Origin of the sequence: Mameliella sp. LZ-28 (assembly GCF_012274245.1) — a bacterium.
Classification (GTDB): domain Bacteria; phylum Pseudomonadota; class Alphaproteobacteria; order Rhodobacterales; family Rhodobacteraceae; genus Antarctobacter; species Antarctobacter albus.
In genome coordinates, this window is sequence record NZ_JAANYX010000011.1 from 463,043 (window position 1) to 479,723 (window position 16,681).

The window sequence follows — 16,681 nt, forward strand, 5'->3', positions numbered from 1 at the left end:
TCAGCCCGGTGTCAGGAAGCTGCGATCGCTGTCGCCGAGAACGAAGGCGACGATCTCGCGGACATATTCGCTCTGGGTCTCGTCCCCCAAGCGGCGGGCGCGATCCTGAAAGGCGCCCTCGCCCTGCGCCAGCATCTGAAACGCCGCCCGCAACGCGGTGATGTCCGAACGCTTGACCCCGCGCCGTTTCAGCCCGACCAGGTTCAGACCGTCAAGCTTGCCGCGCGGCCCCTGCACGAGGCCATAGGGGATCACGTCGTTGGTCACCATCGTCACGGCGCCGATGATGGCGCCACGCCCGATGCGCACCCATTGATGCACGCCGGACAAGCCACCGATGATCACATCGTCTTCGATCACGCAATGACCGGCCAGCGCGGCGTTGTTGACCAGGATCACCCGGTCACCCACTTGCGCGTCATGGGCCACGTGACAGCCGGCCATGAACAGCCCGTCATCGCCCACCCGGGTCACACCGCCACCACCCTCGGTGCCGGTGTTCATGGTGACATGTTCGCGAATGCGGTTGCGGGCGCCGATCACCAGCCGGGTCTTTTCGCCCCGGAACTTGAGATCCTGCGGGATCTCGCCGATCACGGAAAAGGGAAAGACCAGGGTCTCTTCGCCGATCTCGGTCGCGCCGGTCGCAACCACGTGGCTTTTCAGTTCGACCCGGTCATGCAGGATCACCTCGGAGCCGACATGACAGAACGGTCCGATCCGGCACCCCTGCCCGATCACCGCGCCCTCTTCGACCACGGCGGAGGGATGGATCATGGTTTCGGTCAAGACGGCAGGTCCATCATCGCGGTGAATTCTGCCTCAGCGGCCATCTCCCCCTCGACCTCGGCCACGCCGCCGAATTTCCAGACCTTGCCGCCGGGCTTGCCGCGCAGGGTGGTCAGGCGCATCTTGAGCTGGTCGCCCGGCACCACCTTGCGGCGGAACTTGCACTTGTCGATGGACATGAAATAAACCTTCATCTCCTTGTCGGCCATGTCCAGCGCAGTGCCCACCATGACGGCGGCGGTCTGGGCCATCGCCTCGACGATGGTGACGCCCGGCATGATCGGCAGACCGGGGAAATGGCCCTGGAAATGCGGCTCATTCATGGTGACGTTCTTGATCCCCAGGGCCGACTGCGTGCCGTCGATCTCCTCGACCCGGTCAACCAGAAGAAAGGGGTAACGGTGCGGCAGGATACGCTGGATCAGCTGGATATCCGCGCTCAGAAGCGTGTCGGTCATGACTGGCGGCCTTTCTTGTTTTGGCGCACCCCTAGCAACGGCGGCGGTCGGGGGCAAGCACGCCGTCAATCCTGCCCCGAGGGCGGCTCTGGCATTTCCGGGTCCGGCGCGGAATCCGGGGCGGGATCAGGGACAGGCACGGGGTCGGGAACCGCGGGTGTGCCATCCCCGATCTGAACGTCGATCAGGGCAATGGCCCGATCGGTCACGTCGATGGCATCGGCGGCGACAAAAACCGTGCGGCGTTCAAGGATCAGCATCGCCCCAGCCTCGCGCAGCAACCCTTCGAGCACCGGCTGGGCGACGGTCAGGAACCGGCGCCGCGCCTCCTCGGTGCGGGTGCCAAGCGCCCGCGCCTTGGCATCCTGCTCGTCCCGCAGGCGCTGGACTTTTTCGTCGAAGGCATCAGCCAGAGCGCGAAATTCATCCGGCGCTAGAGTGGGACGCAGGTCGGTCAGCTCGCGCTCTTCTTCGATCAGCTCGGCTTCGATCTTGCGGTTTTCCGCGGCAATCGTCCGGCCCTGCTGTTCGATCTCTTCATTTACCCGGCGGCCAAAGGCGCTTTCGGCAAAGACCCGTTCAAAGTCGATCACCAGGATCGGGGTCTGGGGCATCCCGGACACGAAGGGACTGCCCTGCCCCTGTGCGCCTGCCGCGACACCCCAGAGCGCCAGCAGCAAGACGACAAGACGGACGGCCGGACGCACGCCTGCCTCAGAACTGAGTCGAGATCGTCAGGTTGAAGTTCTGCGGCTCGTCCCACTTGGACTTCTGCAGCGCCTCGGTGAAGTTCAGGCGCAGCGGGCCGATCGCGCTCTTCCAGAAGATCGAGAAGCCGACCACGTGCCGCGCGTCAAACCCTGTGGAGACGACGGTATTGCCCGCGCCGACCTTGCTCTTGGTCGCATCACTAAGCCCCCAGACAGAGCCGATGTCGTAGAAGAGACCACCGGTGATGCCATATTCCTCGGGCAGGCCCAGCGGGAATTCCGCCTCGAAGCGGGCCACGGCGTAGAAGTTGCCACCCAGGGAGTCGTCGACCCCGTTCGGACCGATTTCGCGCGGACCGATTCCGCCAGAGCTGAACCCGCGCATGATGTCCGGTCCCAACAGGAAACGGTCGGTCACACGACTGTCGCCCTTGGTATAGTTCAGCGCCCCGCCTTCCAGCGTCGCCCGCAGGGTGACTTCCTCGTTCCAGACCATCGTCTGTGCGATCGCCTTGGCGCTGGTCTTGACGAAGGTCGTGTCGCCGCCCAGCCCGGCAAAATCCTGTCCGAACTCGAACCGGTAGCGGGTGTTCGGATCAAGGCCCTTGCGCTGGGTGTCGAAGATGTAGGTGTAGCCCAGTGAGCTATCGAAACGCTCACCCTCTTTTGCTTCCTCAAGAATTACGCCACCTAAGTCCGAGGGAGGCTTGACCAAATCGATTCCCTTGATTTCGCCATAGTCCAGCGAATAGCGCAGCTGCAGGCGCGCCTGTTCCGCCACGGGGAACTCCAGGAATGGCTGGAACACGCCGGTTGTCGTGTCGAACACCGCGTTGTCGTTGTCGGTCTCGGTGTAGGCAAAGGTGAAGCCCAGCGAGAGGTCGCGGCCAAAGAGCCCCGGCTCGACGAACCGCAGGCCGTATTGCTGTGTGTCCGCAGCGGTGTTGATCCGGAAGCTGAACGACTGGCCGCGGCCAAGGAAGTTCCGCTCGGAGAAGCTGAAGGCCGCGCCAAAACCATTCTGGGTGGAATAGGACCCGCCGAAACTGATCGAGCCGGTGGGTTTTTCCTCGACATCGACATCGACGACCACCTGCTGCGGGCTGGAGCCTTCGCGGGCCTCGACATCGGCCTTGTTGAAGAAACCGAGTGCACGGATGCGTTCCGCGCTTTCGCGGATTGCACGCGGGTTGAACGGATCGCCCTCGACCACCTCGAACTGGCGGCGGATCACACGATCCAGCGTCGTCGTGTTGCCCTCGATGTCGATGCGTTCGATGAAGATGCGTTCGCCGCGCACCAGGCGGAAATCGACATCCAGCGACAGGTCGCGATCGTTGCGGGTGACCCGCGGCTCGACCCGGACGAAGTTGAGACCGAGGTTCACCGCCAGCTTTTCAAGCCGCGCGATCTCGTTCTCGACCAGGGACGGCGAATAGACCTTGCCCTTGCGCAGGCGCACCTTGCTGCTGAACAGCTCGGCATCGACGTCGGACAGGTCCGATGTGACAGTCACTTCGCCGAACTTGAACTGCTGGCCTTCCTCGACGTTGATCGTCACGAAATAGGCATCGCGTTCCTGGCTCAGCTCGGCGTTCACGCCGGTGATACGGAAATCGACGTAGCCGCGCGACGCGTAGAAGTCTCGCAGCAGCTGCTGGTCGAATTCCAGGCGGTCCTCGATGAAGGTGTCCTTGCGGATCACGGCTCGCAGCAGGCCGGCCTGCTTGGTCTCGAGCACGCGGCGCAGGCGACGGTCGGAGTACTTTCCGTTGCCCACGAACCCGATGCGCTCAACCTCGGCGACACCGCCCTCGAAGACCTCGAATACCAGGTCGACACGGTTGTCGCTGCGGCGGATGACCTTGGGCGTGACACGGGCGGCAAGGCGGCCCTGCACCTCGTAGGCGCGGCTGACCGCAAGGGCGTCGGCCTCTGCCACGCGGGGGCTGAAGACGCGGCGCGACTGCGACTGGATCGCCTGTGCCAGGTCCTCGTCCTTGATGCGGCGGTTGCCCTCGAACGTGATGCGGTTGATCGTGGGATATTCGACAACGCGGATGGTCAGGCGCGATCCCTGAGGGACGATCTCGACGGTCTCGAACAGACCGGAGCCGAGGATGCGCTGATAGGCGTCGTTGAGTTCGGCGGCGGAAACCCGCTGGCCGCGTGCGATTCCGGCGTAGGAAAGGATCGTGCCGGGTTCGACCCGGCGGTTGCCCTCGATGTTGACCGAGTTGAAAACATAGCTCTGGGCGTAGGCGACCTGGGGGATCGTGGCGACCCCGGCCCCCATTGCCACGGCGAAACTCAGGCACACAGCCCGAGTCGCGTTGGCAACCTGATAACCCCTAGCAAAACCCGGCGCTTTACGCGCGGAAATGACCTTTGCCATTTTCGCAATCCACTTTGACATCCCGGAGTCGTGAGTATCGGGAATGCCCGTACTTGTCAAAAGCTCGGGGTCGCGAATTTGAGGAACTGTCGCCTGTCAGCGACTAGTGCAGGACGGACCCCAGCCAGCCCCCGAAAAACAAGGCGAAGACGATGGTGCAGATATACAGCAAGCGGTCCCAGTTTATGGTGACCAGCAGGCTCATGCTTCTGTATCCGGCTTGGATCGCGGTCATGGAATCGGTCCTCGGTTGCGTGTGCAGGCACAGCACTACCGGGTGATTCAGGCAGGAGTTGGGCAGACGCCTGCCAAGATTGTGTCAGGCCCGCGCCGTCAGGGGCAGAACAGGTCGTTCGACAGGGCAAAGACCATCAGGCCCAGCACCAGCGTCAGGCCGATCGACATCAGCACCTTGAGCGCGCGGTCGCTGGGCGGACGCCCCGTGACGGCCTCGTAGGCGAAGAACACCAGGTGACCGCCGTCCAGCACCGGCACCGGGAAGAGGTTCAGCAGGCCCACGGCGGTGCTGAGTACGGCGATGAACCAGATAAAGTTCGTTGTGCCCTGGCTTGCCATGTCGCCGCTGGTCTCGGCGATGCCGATGGGGCCCGACAGGTTACAGGTGCTGATCGCGCCAGTGGCCATGTGCCAAAGCCCCGAGAGCGACCCTTCGATGATCCGGCCGACCTGTGCCACGCCACCCGTCAGCGCGCTGCCGAAACCTGCCGATTCAGTCGCCGGTTCAAAGGCGACGCCGCCCACGATCCCGATACGGAAAAATGTCTGGAATCCGCCGTCAGGCTGCGGTTCGTCCACCCGGCGCGGGGTCATCTCCTTGTCCAGGATCTCGCCATCCCGCCAGACCGTCAGCTGCAGCGTCGCCCCGTCAGAGCCTTCGACCCGTTCTTTCAGCTCGGCAAAGGCGTAGATCGGCGTGCCATCGACCTCGGTGATCACGTCCCCTGCCCGAAGGCCCGCATCGCTGGCGGCAGACCGCGGCGCGATCTGGGTAGCCAGCGGCGGATAGGTATAGGGGCCGCTGACGATCATCTCGCGCCCGTCGCGGCGCACGGTGTATTCCAGCTGTTCTTCCTGCGGCAGCGCGTCGAAATAGGCGCTCATCGTGCCATCGGCGGCATCGGGCAGAGGTGCCCCCGCGATGGCAAGGATCGTGTCGCCGGGCTGCAGTTCCTGCTGGGCAGGCAGCGGCCGCAGTTCGCCCACGGTCAGCGGTTCCATGACCTCGCCACGGAACATCAGGACCCCGGCGAAGATCGCGATGGAGAGGACAAAGTTGAAAACCGGACCGGCGGCCACCGTGGCTGCCCGCGCCCAGAGCGGTGCGCCGGACATGGTGCTACGCATCTCGGCCTCGTCCAGCCCCTCGATCGCCTCGGCATCGACCCCGCCCGAGGCGTTGGCATCGCCCCGGAACTTGACGTAGCCACCAAAGGGAATCGCCGCCAGTTGCCACTTGGTGCCATCCCGGTCGACCCGCGACCAGAGCACCGGGCCGAAGCCCAGGCTGAAGACCTCCGGAAAGATGCCCGTCTTCTTGCCGACGATGAAATGGCCGTATTCATGTACCGCGATGATCACCGACAGCGCGACCACGAAAAAGATCACGGTCCACAACGCGCCGCCAAATTGCGGGATCAGGGTCGTCAGGTCCAAACTGCCACTCCACTCAATGTCTAGTCTTGCCAAGTTTCGTCTTGCATGACCGCAAGTGCCTCTGCCCGTGCGAGATGGTCTGCCTCGCTGACCTTATCAAGAGTAATACCGGCAGCATTGTGACCCGCCTGGGACGAAAGCCGGGTGAGCACCTCTTCGACAACGCCCGCCATGCGGGTGAAGGGTATGCGCCCCTCTATGAACCCGTCCAGCGCGGTTTCCTTGGCCGCGTTGAAGACCGCGCCCATGAGCCCCCCCGCCTGCATTACCTCGCGCGCCAGCCGCAGCGCGGGCCAGCGCGTCTCGCAAGGCGCGCGGAAAGTCAGTTGCCCCAGCTTGACCAGGTCCAGCCGCTCCACGGGCAGCGTCTTACGCGCCGGATGGTTGAGCGCAAAGCCGATGGCATGACGCATGTCCGGCGGTCCGACATGGGCCATCAGCGCCCCGTCGTTGAACCCGACAAGTGCGTGGATCATGGATTCCGGGTGCACGACGGTTTCGATCTTCTCGGGATCGAGACCGAAAAACTCCCGCGTTTCAATCAGTTCCAACGCCTTGTTGAACATCGAGGCGCTGTCGATGGTGATCCGTTGCCCCATCGCCCAGTTGGGATGCATGGCCGCCTGCTGCGGCGTGGCCTTCTCCAGGTCTTCGAGCGGCCAGTCGCGAAACGCACCGCCCGAGGCGGTTATGATGACCCGTTCGACCGCGCTCAGGTCCTCGCCGATCAGGGCCTGGAAAACCGCGGAATGTTCGCTGTCCACCGGCAGCAGCTGCGCTCCGTTTTCCTGCGCCGCGCGCAGCATCAACGGCCCGGCGCAGACCATGCTTTCCTTGTTGGCCAGCGCCAGCGTCGCCCCCTGTTCCAGCGCCCGCAGCCCCGGTTCCAGCCCGGCAGCGCCGACGATGGCGGACATGACCCAGTCGGCGGGCCGCGTGGCCGCCTCGATCAGGGCAGACCGTCCTGCCGCCGCTTGGACATCGGACCCCGCAAGCGCCGCGCGCAGGTCCTCCAGCCGGTCCTCATGGGCGGTCACGGCGACCTGCGCCCCCAGCATCCGCGCATCGCTCGCCAGTTGCGCGACATTGGCCCCGCCGGTCAGGGCGACCACCTCATAGTTTCCCCGGTCGCGCGCGATCAGGTCGATGGTGTTCTGCCCGATCGACCCGGTCGCGCCAAAGATCGAAACCCTGCGCCTGTCGCCCACGGTCATAGTGCCCCCGGAAACCCTGTGACCTGCGCCGCGATCACGATGAAGACCGCCGCGCCCAGCATCCCGTCGAAACGGTCCAGCAATCCGCCGTGTCCGGGCAGCAGGTTCGAGCTGTCCTTGACGCCCGCGCGCCGCTTGATCGCGCTTTCGGCGATGTCCCCGATCTGCGACGCCATGCTGACCGCGATGGACACGCCGATCAGCCCCATGCCCGCCTTTGTCAGCCCGGCAAAGACCAGACCGACCACCGCCGCGCCGATCCAGCCCGCAACCGTGCCGGACCATGTCTTGGATGGGCTGACACGCGGCCAGAACTTGGGCCCGCCAAAGGTGCGGCCCGCGAAATAGCCCGCAACATCCGTCACCACAACGACGACCATCAGCCAGAGCATCCAGACCAGGCCGAATGCGTCGCGCAGATCCATCATGGCATAGCCCGCCAGCAGGATCAGCGCGGTAAAGACCGCGTAGGTGACGCCGCCCTGCTCCATCCGCGAAAAGCCCAGCATCGAGGGCAGCATCAGCAGAGGCAACGCAAAGGCAGGCGGCAGTTCGATGGCCACAAGGGCAACCACAAACGCGGCGGCGGCCAGGATATTCCGGCTGCGCACCCGCCCGCGATCACAGAGATGCACCAGTTCCCAGACCATGCCGCCGCAGATCACCGCGATCAGCAGGTGGAACCAGATGCCGCCCAGCCAGACCGCCGTGGCGCCGATGGCAATCATCGCCACGGCAGAGATCAGCCGCGGCGCCAGATCATCCCAACGCGGCTTGCTCATGCCTTCACGGCACCGTACCGACGATCGCGCCCGCCAAAGGCGGCGCAGAGACGGCCCAGTTCCTCGGGCGTGAAGTCCGGCCAGAGCGTGTCGATGAATTCATACTCGGCATAAGCCGACTGCCAGAGAAGGAAGTTGGAAATACGCGCCTCGCCGCTGGTTCGGATCACAAGGTCGGGGTCGGGCAGAACATGGGTGTCGAGGTAACGCGGCAGGGTTTCCACGTCGATCTCGGCCGGGTCCAGCTTGCCCTCCTTGACGTCCATTGCCAGGCGCTGCGCGGCGCGCGCGACCTCGTCTCGGCCGCCATAGTTCAGTGCGATGGTCAGGTTCACGCCGGTGCAATGCTTGGTGAAATCCTCGGCCTCGTCCATCAGGGCGCGCAGCTTGGCGTCCAGCCGGGGCCGATCACCGATGAAGCGCACGCGGACGTTTTCCTTCACGAAGGCCTGCATCTCTTTCATGATGTAGCGGCGGAAAAGGCTCATCAGGCCCGCGACCTCGACCTGGGTGCGTTTCCAGTTCTCGGTCGAGAAGGCAAAGATGGTCAGGTATTTCACACCGTAATCCGGGCAGGCCTCGACCACCTCGCGCACGCGGCGGGCGCCGGCATGGTGGCCGAACAGGCGCGGACGGCCCCGCATGGTCGCCCACCGGCCATTGCCATCCATGATGATGGCCACATGCCTGGGTCCCAGGGTCTCGAGCATCGGTCTGGCCATCAAATTCCCTTCCAAGGCGAAATGCGCGGTCCTATTCATAGATCATCCCGGCGGCCGATCCAAAGCAAAGATATCGGCGGCTGACTAATCCAGTTCTGCGCGATGGAAAAGGCACCACTGTGGCAACAGCGGGCCACAGGCAAGACGATGCCGCCGAAATTCGGTAGTACGCGCGGACGCGTCAACCCGGGCACCCGGCCCCGCGAGGTGCGGCGGTCTTTCCGGGGCTCCGCCCTTTGACCGCCCGAAACCTCCACTGGAGGTTTCGCCTCGCTGCGCGAGGTGCGGCGGTCAAACCTGCATGATTTCTTCTTGCTTGGTCTCCAGCGCCTCGTCGACCTTCTTGATGTAGGTATCGGTCAGATCCTGCACCTCGGCCTCCCAGAGCTTCTGGTCATCCTCGGACATGCCGTCGGCCTTGGCCTTCTTGATCTTGTCCATGCCGTCGCGGCGCACGTTGCGGATCGCGACACGGGCATGTTCTGCATATTGCGCGGCCACCTTGGTCAGTTCCTTGCGGCGCTCCTCGTTCAGCTCGGGGATCGGCAGCATGATGATGGTGCCGTTCAGCTGCGGGTTGATGCCAAGGCCCGACTCGCGGATCGCCTTTTCCACCTTGCCCACAAGCCCCTTGTCCCAGACGTTGATCGTCACCATCCGCGGCTCGGGAACGTTGACGGTGCCGACCTGGTTGATCGGCGTCATCTGGCCATAGGCCTCAACCTGCACCGGCTCCAGCATCGACGCCGATGCGCGCCCGGTCCGCAACGAGGCGAATTCGGTGCGCAGGTTGGACATGCTGCCGTCCATGCGGCGCGTGAGATCGTCGGTATCGAGTTCGAAGTCTTCGGACATTCGGAGGCCCCTCGTTGATGCAGCTGTGCTCGGGAAACACTGGTTAGCCTGACCTTTAGCGCAGATCAATCGGCCTTGACCAGAGAGCGTGCAACCGTTGCCCTGACCAGGGTCCGGCACCGATGGCCACGGCAAGGCCCCCATCATACACGCGCGGTCCGTTTTCGTGCAGGAAATGCCCCGAGGGATGCGGGCAGGCAAACCCTTCCTTAACCCGGCACATGGCAGAAACCGGGGCACAGCCCTACGGAACACGCGACATGCACGTCTGTCTCATCCTTTTTCCCGGTTTCCCGATGCTGGCCCTGTCGCTGGTGCGCGAAGTGCTGCGCCTTGCCAATGCGCAGGCCGAACAGCGCCTGTTCACTCTGACGGTCCGGACGGTCAACGGCGCGGCGGTGACCGATCGTGACGGGACACAGGTGACCGGCGCGCTGCCGGACTGGCACGGGGCGCAGGGGTTCGACCTTGTGCTGCTCTGCGCAGGTGAGGCGCCCCTGACCGCGCTACCGATGGGATTGCGCGCCTTCCTTATAAGGGCGGATGCCGCCGGGGCGACCCTGGGCGGATTGGACACGGGCGGCACGATCCTTGCCCGCCTGGGGTTCCTCGATGGTCGAGAGGCCGTCCTGCCCGACAGCGCCCCTGCCGAATTGCCAGAGAACGTCAAACGTATCGCGCTCAGCCGGGCACCTTTTGCCCTTGACCGACAGCGCCTGACGACGGCGGGCGGATTGGCGGTGGCGGATGCGTTGACGGCCTGGATCGCGCGGGCGCAGGGACCTGCGCTCGCAGCCGACACGGCAGAGGCGCTGGCTCATGGGCGTATGCGCGACGCGGGCCGCTGTCAGCGCATGGCGATCACCGCCGATCCATTGCTGGAACGGATGCAATCCATCATGGCCGCCCGGATCGAGGCGCCGATCGCCGTCGAGAAGGTCGCCACCGAACTGGGGCTCAGCCCCAAGCAATTGCGCCTGCGCTGCCGCAAGGGCCTGAACCGGACCCCGGCGCAGATCTACCTGGACCTGCGGCTGGCGCGGGCGGAACAGCTTGTCTCGGAAACCACGCTACCCGTCTCGGAAATCGCCAGGGCCGCCGGTTTCGCCTCTCCGTCGGCCTTCACCCGCAGCTACCACGCAAGATTTGGCGCACCGCCTCGCAGGCCCCGACACAGCGGCGTGGCGCGCACTGAAAGCGAACAGGCCGCGACGCGCCATTGAGACCCTGTTGCGCCTTCAGGCCGGAGACGGACCCGGGATGTCCGGGCGGGCCGAGGGTTTCTCGACCACCCGGGTGCAGGTCCCCTGCCCGGCCAGGATGCCGCGAAAGCCGCCCGGCTCATCCAGCGAAAAGACGATGATCGGCATGTTGTTGTCCCGTGCCAGCGCGATGGCCGAGGCATCCATGACCTTGAGGTTCTTCGACAGGACCTCGTCAAAGGTCACCTCGTCATAGCGCTTGGCCTCGGGGTGCTGGCGCGGGTCCATGTCATAGACACCGTCGGTGCCGTTCTTGCCCATGATGATCGCCTCGCAGGCCATTTCATTGGCCCGCAGCGCAGCGGCGGTATCGGTGGTGAAATAGGGGTTGCCCGTGCCGGCGGCAAAGATGCAGACCCGCTTCTTCTCCAGGTGGCGCACTGCGCGGCGACGGATGTAAGGTTCCGCCACCTCGTCCATGCGGATGGCGCTGATGACCCGTGTGAAGACGCCCAAGCCCTCCAGCGCCGACTGCATCGCCAGCGCGTTCATCACCGTGGCCAGCATGCCCATGTAATCGGCGGTGGTGCGCTCCATCCCCTGCGCGCTGCCTGCCAGCCCGCGAAAGATGTTGCCGCCCCCGATCACCATGCAGATCTCGACCCCCAGTTCCTGGACCGCCTTCACTTCCTTGGCGATGCGCTGAACGGTCGGCGGGTGCAGGCCAAAGCCCTGGTCCCCCATGAGCGCCTCCCCCGAAATCTTGAGCATCACGCGTTTGAAAGTGGTTTGCGGGGTGCCGGCTTCGGTCATGTTGCGCTCCGTCGTGGCGGGGATATGATCGCGCGCATATGTGGCGGAAAACCGCTCGGGCTGCAATGGCCCAGCGGCACTGCCGGGCAGGACCGGGACAGGCAACCCAATGCGTGACAAATCGGCAATCGAGGCATGCCTCGCGGCCTGCGTGCCGGATCGCCCTGTGCTGATCGCCGGTCCGACCGCCAGCGGAAAGTCAGCGCTGGCCCTGGCCATTGCCGAACGTCAGGGCGGAATCATCGTCAATGCCGACGCGATCCAGGTGTTTTCGGACTGGCGGGTACTGACCGCGCGCCCCTCGGCCGAGGACGAGGCCCGCGCGCCGCACGCTCTCTATGGTCATGTCCCGGGGGATCATGCGTATAGCGTCGGCGAATGGCTGCGCGAGGCGACGAGATTTCTGAACGGGCCTGAACGGCCGATCTTCACCGGCGGCACTGGGCTGTACCTGACCGCGCTCACCGAAGGGCTGGCAGAGATCCCGCCGACCCCGCCGCAGGTCAGGGCCGAAGGTGAGGCCATGCTGGCGGACCGGGGCCTGCAGGCCATGATCGCGGATCTGGACGAGCGAACCGCCGCGCGGATCGACCTCCACAATCCCGCGCGCGTGGCCCGCGCCTGGGAGGTGCTGCGCGCCACCGGACGCGGTTTGGCCGACTGGCAGGCAGAAACGCCGCCGCCCCTGCTGCCGCTCGACCAGGCCAATGCCTTCGTCGTGGAGGCCCCGAAGGACTGGCTGACACCGCGCATCGCGCTCCGCTTTGACCAGATGATCGACGCAGGAGCGCTGGACGAGGCGCGCGCCAACCGCCCCGGGTGGAGCCCCGACCGCCCCTCGGCCAAGGCCATCGGCGCGGCGGAACTCATGGCGTATCTCGACGGGGACATGACGCTGGCAGCGGCCAGGGAACGCGCCACCATCCTCACCCGGCAATTCGCCAAGCGCCAACGAACATGGTTTCGCGCTCGCATGGGACACTGGCACAGCCTGTCGGCAAGGGACCTGGCCTGATGTCGCGGCCCGGCTTCCTGAACAAGCCCATGCCACCCGCGCCGCCGCGGTCCAAGGGCGAAGTGCGCAGCGGGTCCTACGCGCTGGAGGTGCAGGGCGCGCCCTGGAAATTTACGCTCTTGCACGACCGGCCAGAGGATATGCTGCTCTGGGTGACACGCGGACAGGGACGGGTCATCGTCAACGGCATCCTGCGCGGCATCTCGACCAACAACGCGTTGTTCTTGCCCGCTGGCACGCTGTTTTCCATAGAGATGCAGCAAGGGACTCAGGCACTGTTCGTCCAGAGTCCGGCGGGACTCAGCCCCTACATGCCGCATGCCCCCCTGCTGCTGCGGGTACGCGACAGCCTCTCACAGGCGGAACTGACCGGCACCATCGACGCAATGAACCGGGAAAACAGCCAGAAGCGCCCGATGCTGCAAGAGGCGCTGGCCGCGCATGTCGGGCTGATCGCCGTCTGGCTGCATCGACAGGTGCAGGCCGGCGCCACGGACATACCACCCGAAAGCGCCGCGCAGCGGCTGGTCCGGCGCTATGCCCAGTCCGTGACGCGCGAGTTCCGCGACCCCAAGGTCATGGGCCAGTACGCCGAGGCACTGGACGTCACGCCGACCCATCTCAGCCGGGTCTGCCGGGGGTGCTGCGGCAAGACCGCCGCCGACATCCTGACCGAGCGCAAGCTGCACGCCGCGCGCCTGGCCCTGGAAAGCCCGACTCCCGCGGTCAAGGAGGTGGCGCGGTCCCTTGGCTTTGCCTCGCCGGCCTATTTCACCCGCTTCATCCAGAGCCATACGGGCCACACGCCCTCGGCCCTGCGGGCCGCAACCCGGCGTCCCGCGGTCCGGGCCTGAGCGGGCGGCTTTCGACTCGGGGTCCCGGGGTCGTGACTTGCACTGAGGGCCGTGTCGCTTTTGAATAAGCCTCATGTCGGTTTTCGACTCCAAAAGGACGATAGCGGGCGTTGACTAGGCAAGCCTTCTCGTGCGCAATGACGTGCAGCGTGGGGCCAGGACGCCGGGGAACACGGGACTTCCCCCAACGACAAAGGCCGACCAACCGGACCCCCGGCTGAACATAGAAAAGTCACAGGGAGAAAAATATGACATCGATGGACAACCTGCAGCGGGTACACCCGGCTGCGAAGATGTACGCCAAGGAGCTCAAGCAGGGCCTTCTGGACCGCCGCGAGTTCATGGCGCGCACCACCGCGCTGGGCCTGACCTCTGCGGCTGCCTACGCATTGGGCGGGCTGCAGCAGCCCGCGCAGGCAGCGGCCCATGCGCAGCAGGGTGGCACGATCCGCTACCAGATGGAGGTCCGCGCGCTCAAGGATCCGCGCACCTACGACTGGACCCAGATCGCGACTTTCACCTCGGGCTGGCTGGAGTATCTCGTCGAGTACAACAATGACGGTTCGTTCGAACCCATGCTGCTGGCAAGCTGGGAAGCCAACGAGGACGCGACCGAATACACCCTGAACGTCCGCCAGGGCGTGAAGTGGAACAACGGGGACGATTTCACCGCCGAGGACGTGGCCCGCAACATCGCGATGTGGTGCGAAAGCGAGGTCGAAGGTAACTCGATGGCCGCGCGCATGGGCTCGCTGATCGACCCCGAGACCAAGAAGGCCGCCGATGGCGCCATCGAGGTGGTCGACAGCCACACAGTCAAGCTGCGCTGCTCGGCGCCCGACATCACCATCATCCCCGGCTTTGCCGACTACCCGGCGGCGATCGTGCATTCGAGCCATGATGCCAACAACATGCTGGCCAACCCGATCGGCACCGGCTTCATGCTGCCGGAAAGCCATGAGGTCGGCGTCAAGGGCGTGCTGGTGCGCAACGAGGATCACGACTGGTGGGGTTACGCCGCCGGCAAGGGCGGCTATATCGACCGGATCGAGTTCATCGACTACGGTCAGGACCCGGCGGCCTTCATCGCCGCCTTCGAGGCCGAAGAGATCGACATGAACTGGGAGTCTGTCGGCGAATTCGTCGACATCTTCGACAGCATCGGCCTGACCCGCTCGGAAATCCCCTCGGGCTTTACCATCTGCATCCGTCCGAACCAGCTGGCCGAGGATGCAGACGGCAACAAGATCTACGGCGACAAGCGCGTGCGCCAGGCCCTGGCGATGGCGGTCGACAACAACGTCTGCCTGGAACTGGGCATGGCAGGGTATGGCATCCACGCCGACAACTGCCACGTCGGACCGATGCACCCAGAGCACGATGCCTCCGTCACCCGCATTCCGCATGATCCGGCGCGCGCGCTGGAGCTCATCAAGGAAGCGGGCATGGAGGACTTCGAGCACGAAGTGCAGTCCATCGACGACGACTGGCGCCGCAACACCACGGCCGCCGTGGTTGCCCAGCTCAACGATGCCGGCATCAAGGCCCGCCATACGGTCCTGCCCGGGTCGACCTTCTGGAACGACTGGACGAAATACCCGTTCTCGTCGACCAACTGGAACCACCGCCCGCTGGGCACGCAGGTTCTGGCCCTGGCCTATACCTCGGGCGCGGCCTGGAACGAGAGCGGCTTTGCCAACGCCGAATTCGACGCCCTGTTGGCCGAGGCGAACTCGATCGCCGATGCCGACAAGCGCCGCGAGGTGATGAGCAAGCTGCAGGCGATCATGATCGAAGAAGGCGTGACCATCCAGCCCTACTGGCGGACCGCGATGCGCCACCACCGGGACAACCTGGTGGGCGTGGACAAGCACATCGCCGACCTGCCGCAACTTTACAAGTTCGGCATTACGGCCTGACGGCTGACGCCCAGGCGGGCCGCGCGAGAGGATCGCGCGGCCCATTTTCGTCCCGGTCCGCGCGACACCAGCGGATCCAGCAGCCAAAAGAGGCCGGAGAACTACCGGTCCAAAGCCACCAACGGGGGCACCAATGGGTCTTTTCATCCTCAGGCGCGTGGGGGTCATGCTAATGACCGCTTTTTGCCTGACGTTCATCGTCTTCGTGATGACGAACCTCTATCCAAACTTGGAAAAACTCGCGAAATCCGAAGGCAACTTCCGGATGACCGACATCGAGGTCGCCACCTGGCTGTCCAACAATGGCTATCGGTCGCCGCTGGACGACCAGTTGCTGGCCGATCTGAACGCGGGCCGCATCACCCAGGCGGAAGCCTCGGAACAGGTCAACACCGGCTTTGATCCCCGCATCTTCCGCAACTACGCGGAATGGCTAGGTGTTTACCCGGGGTGGACGCGGGTCGACCGGGACGGGAACCAGCGTGGACGCTGCATCCTGCCAGGCAGCGATCCGGCAGAGGCTCCGACCTTCTGCGGCGTCCTGCAGGGGCATTGGGGATGGTCCACGGTGTCCAAGGCCCCGGTGACCGAGGCGCTGGGCACGCGGATGGGGAACACCGGGTTCCTGATGCTCTGCGTGATGCTGCTGATGATCCCGTCGGCCCTGATCGTCGGCGTGCTGGCCGGGATGCGCGAGGGATCGGCCCTGGACCGTACGCTTTCGACCTTTTCGATCACCACCACGGCGACGCCGGAATACGTCTCGGGCGTCCTGTTCATCGCGATCTTCACCTCTTCGGCAGTGGGTCTGAAGTGGTTCAAGGGCACGGCCACCAGCGCGATGGAAAACCCGAACTTCGAGAACTTCTTTCTGCCGGTGCTGACCATCGCGCTTTACGGGATGGGCTACATTGCAAGGATGACCCGCGCCTCGATGGCAGAGGTCATGACCGCGCAATACATCCGCACCGCGCGCCTCAAGGGCGTGAGTTTCGGCAACATCGTGATGAAACACGCCCTGCGCAACGCGCTGATCGCGCCTTTTACCGTGATCATGCTGCAGTTCCCCTGGCTGTTGAACGGCGTCGTGATCGTCGAGACCCTGTTCCAGTACAAGGGCGTCGGCTGGGAGCTGGTCCGCGCGGCGGGCAACAACGACATCGAGATGCTGCTGGCGATCTCGGTGGTTTCGGTCTTCGTGGTCCTGGTGACGCAGCTGATCTCCGACATCGGCTATGTCTACCTGAACCCGCGGATCAGCGTGACCTGAGGAGGCAAG

General features: G+C 64.8%; 16 protein-coding genes. 5 read left to right on the top strand and 11 right to left on the bottom strand.

Annotated elements, in window-relative coordinates; all coding sequences use genetic code 11:
* The 10 genes from lpxA to frr all read right to left on the bottom strand — a co-directional run bounded on the left by lpxA (position 1) and on the right by frr (position 9,599).
* The gene (lpxA, locus tag G9Q80_RS08900; protein ID WP_069211517.1) at positions 1-777 is read right to left on the bottom strand and encodes an acyl-ACP--UDP-N-acetylglucosamine O-acyltransferase; all 777 of its coding nucleotides are present in this window, start codon (positions 775-777) and stop codon (positions 1-3) included.
* Positions 778-785: 8 nt separating this feature from the next.
* Positions 786-1,247, bottom strand: coding sequence for a 3-hydroxyacyl-ACP dehydratase FabZ (fabZ, locus tag G9Q80_RS08905; protein ID WP_043139294.1), 462 nt, complete (start codon positions 1,245-1,247; stop codon positions 786-788).
* 65 nt (positions 1,248-1,312) lie between these two features.
* On the bottom strand, positions 1,313-1,954 hold the full coding sequence (locus G9Q80_RS08910) for an OmpH/Skp family outer membrane protein (RefSeq protein ID WP_088714887.1): 642 nt from the start codon (positions 1,952-1,954) through the stop codon (positions 1,313-1,315).
* A 7-nt stretch (positions 1,955-1,961) separates the two neighbouring features.
* On the bottom strand, positions 1,962-4,352 hold the full coding sequence (gene bamA, locus G9Q80_RS08915; protein WP_088714888.1) for an outer membrane protein assembly factor BamA: 2,391 nt from the start codon (positions 4,350-4,352) through the stop codon (positions 1,962-1,964).
* A gap of 103 nt (positions 4,353-4,455) precedes the next feature.
* Positions 4,456-4,587, bottom strand: coding sequence for a hypothetical protein (locus G9Q80_RS28415; protein ID WP_255564378.1), 132 nt, complete (start codon positions 4,585-4,587; stop codon positions 4,456-4,458).
* A 98-nt stretch (positions 4,588-4,685) separates the two neighbouring features.
* A complete protein-coding gene (gene rseP, locus G9Q80_RS08920; RefSeq protein WP_088714889.1) occupies positions 4,686-6,026 on the bottom strand; it encodes an RIP metalloprotease RseP in 1,341 nt (446 codons plus the stop codon).
* Positions 6,027-6,046: 20 nt separating this feature from the next.
* Complete coding sequence (gene dxr / locus G9Q80_RS08925) at positions 6,047-7,240, bottom strand: 1-deoxy-D-xylulose-5-phosphate reductoisomerase (RefSeq protein WP_088714890.1); 1,194 nt, start codon at positions 7,238-7,240, stop codon at positions 6,047-6,049.
* Entirely contained in the window at positions 7,237-8,022 is a 786-nt protein-coding gene (locus G9Q80_RS08930) for a phosphatidate cytidylyltransferase (RefSeq protein ID WP_088714891.1), read from the bottom strand. Before G9Q80_RS08930 ends, dxr begins: the two co-directional genes overlap by 4 nt.
* Entirely contained in the window at positions 8,019-8,732 is a 714-nt protein-coding gene (gene uppS / locus G9Q80_RS08935) for a polyprenyl diphosphate synthase (protein WP_229754825.1), read from the bottom strand. Before uppS ends, G9Q80_RS08930 begins: the two co-directional genes overlap by 4 nt.
* Before the next feature lie 303 nt (positions 8,733-9,035).
* On the bottom strand, positions 9,036-9,599 hold the full coding sequence (frr, locus tag G9Q80_RS08940; RefSeq protein WP_043139310.1) for a ribosome recycling factor: 564 nt from the start codon (positions 9,597-9,599) through the stop codon (positions 9,036-9,038).
* Positions 9,600-9,820: 221 nt separating this feature from the next.
* Here frr and G9Q80_RS08945 point away from each other — a divergent pair, with 221 nt between their 5' ends.
* Positions 9,821-10,822 carry a GlxA family transcriptional regulator gene (locus G9Q80_RS08945; protein WP_157903810.1) on the top strand — a complete coding sequence of 334 codons (1,002 nt, stop codon included), beginning with the start codon at positions 9,821-9,823 and terminating at the stop codon, positions 10,820-10,822.
* A 15-nt stretch (positions 10,823-10,837) separates the two neighbouring features.
* Here G9Q80_RS08945 and pyrH read toward each other — a convergent pair whose 3' ends face one another.
* Positions 10,838-11,614 (bottom strand): UMP kinase, encoded by a 777-nt coding sequence (gene pyrH / locus G9Q80_RS08950; protein WP_088714893.1) that lies wholly within the window; start codon positions 11,612-11,614, stop codon positions 10,838-10,840.
* 109 nt (positions 11,615-11,723) lie between these two features.
* On the opposite strand from pyrH, the gene miaA reads away from it, so the two are divergent.
* The 4 genes from miaA to G9Q80_RS08970 all read left to right on the top strand — a co-directional run bounded on the left by miaA (position 11,724) and on the right by G9Q80_RS08970 (position 16,672).
* On the top strand, positions 11,724-12,629 hold the full coding sequence (miaA, locus tag G9Q80_RS08955) for a tRNA (adenosine(37)-N6)-dimethylallyltransferase MiaA (protein ID WP_088714894.1): 906 nt from the start codon (positions 11,724-11,726) through the stop codon (positions 12,627-12,629).
* The gene (locus G9Q80_RS08960; protein ID WP_082024575.1) at positions 12,629-13,483 is read left to right on the top strand and encodes an AraC family transcriptional regulator; all 855 of its coding nucleotides are present in this window, start codon (positions 12,629-12,631) and stop codon (positions 13,481-13,483) included. Before miaA ends, G9Q80_RS08960 begins: the two co-directional genes overlap by 1 nt.
* A gap of 248 nt (positions 13,484-13,731) precedes the next feature.
* A complete protein-coding gene (locus G9Q80_RS08965; RefSeq protein ID WP_043139313.1) occupies positions 13,732-15,402 on the top strand; it encodes an ABC transporter substrate-binding protein in 1,671 nt (556 codons plus the stop codon).
* Positions 15,403-15,535: 133 nt separating this feature from the next.
* Positions 15,536-16,672 carry an ABC transporter permease gene (locus G9Q80_RS08970; RefSeq protein WP_069211392.1) on the top strand — a complete coding sequence of 379 codons (1,137 nt, stop codon included), beginning with the start codon at positions 15,536-15,538 and terminating at the stop codon, positions 16,670-16,672.
* Positions 16,673-16,681 lie beyond the last annotated feature (9 nt).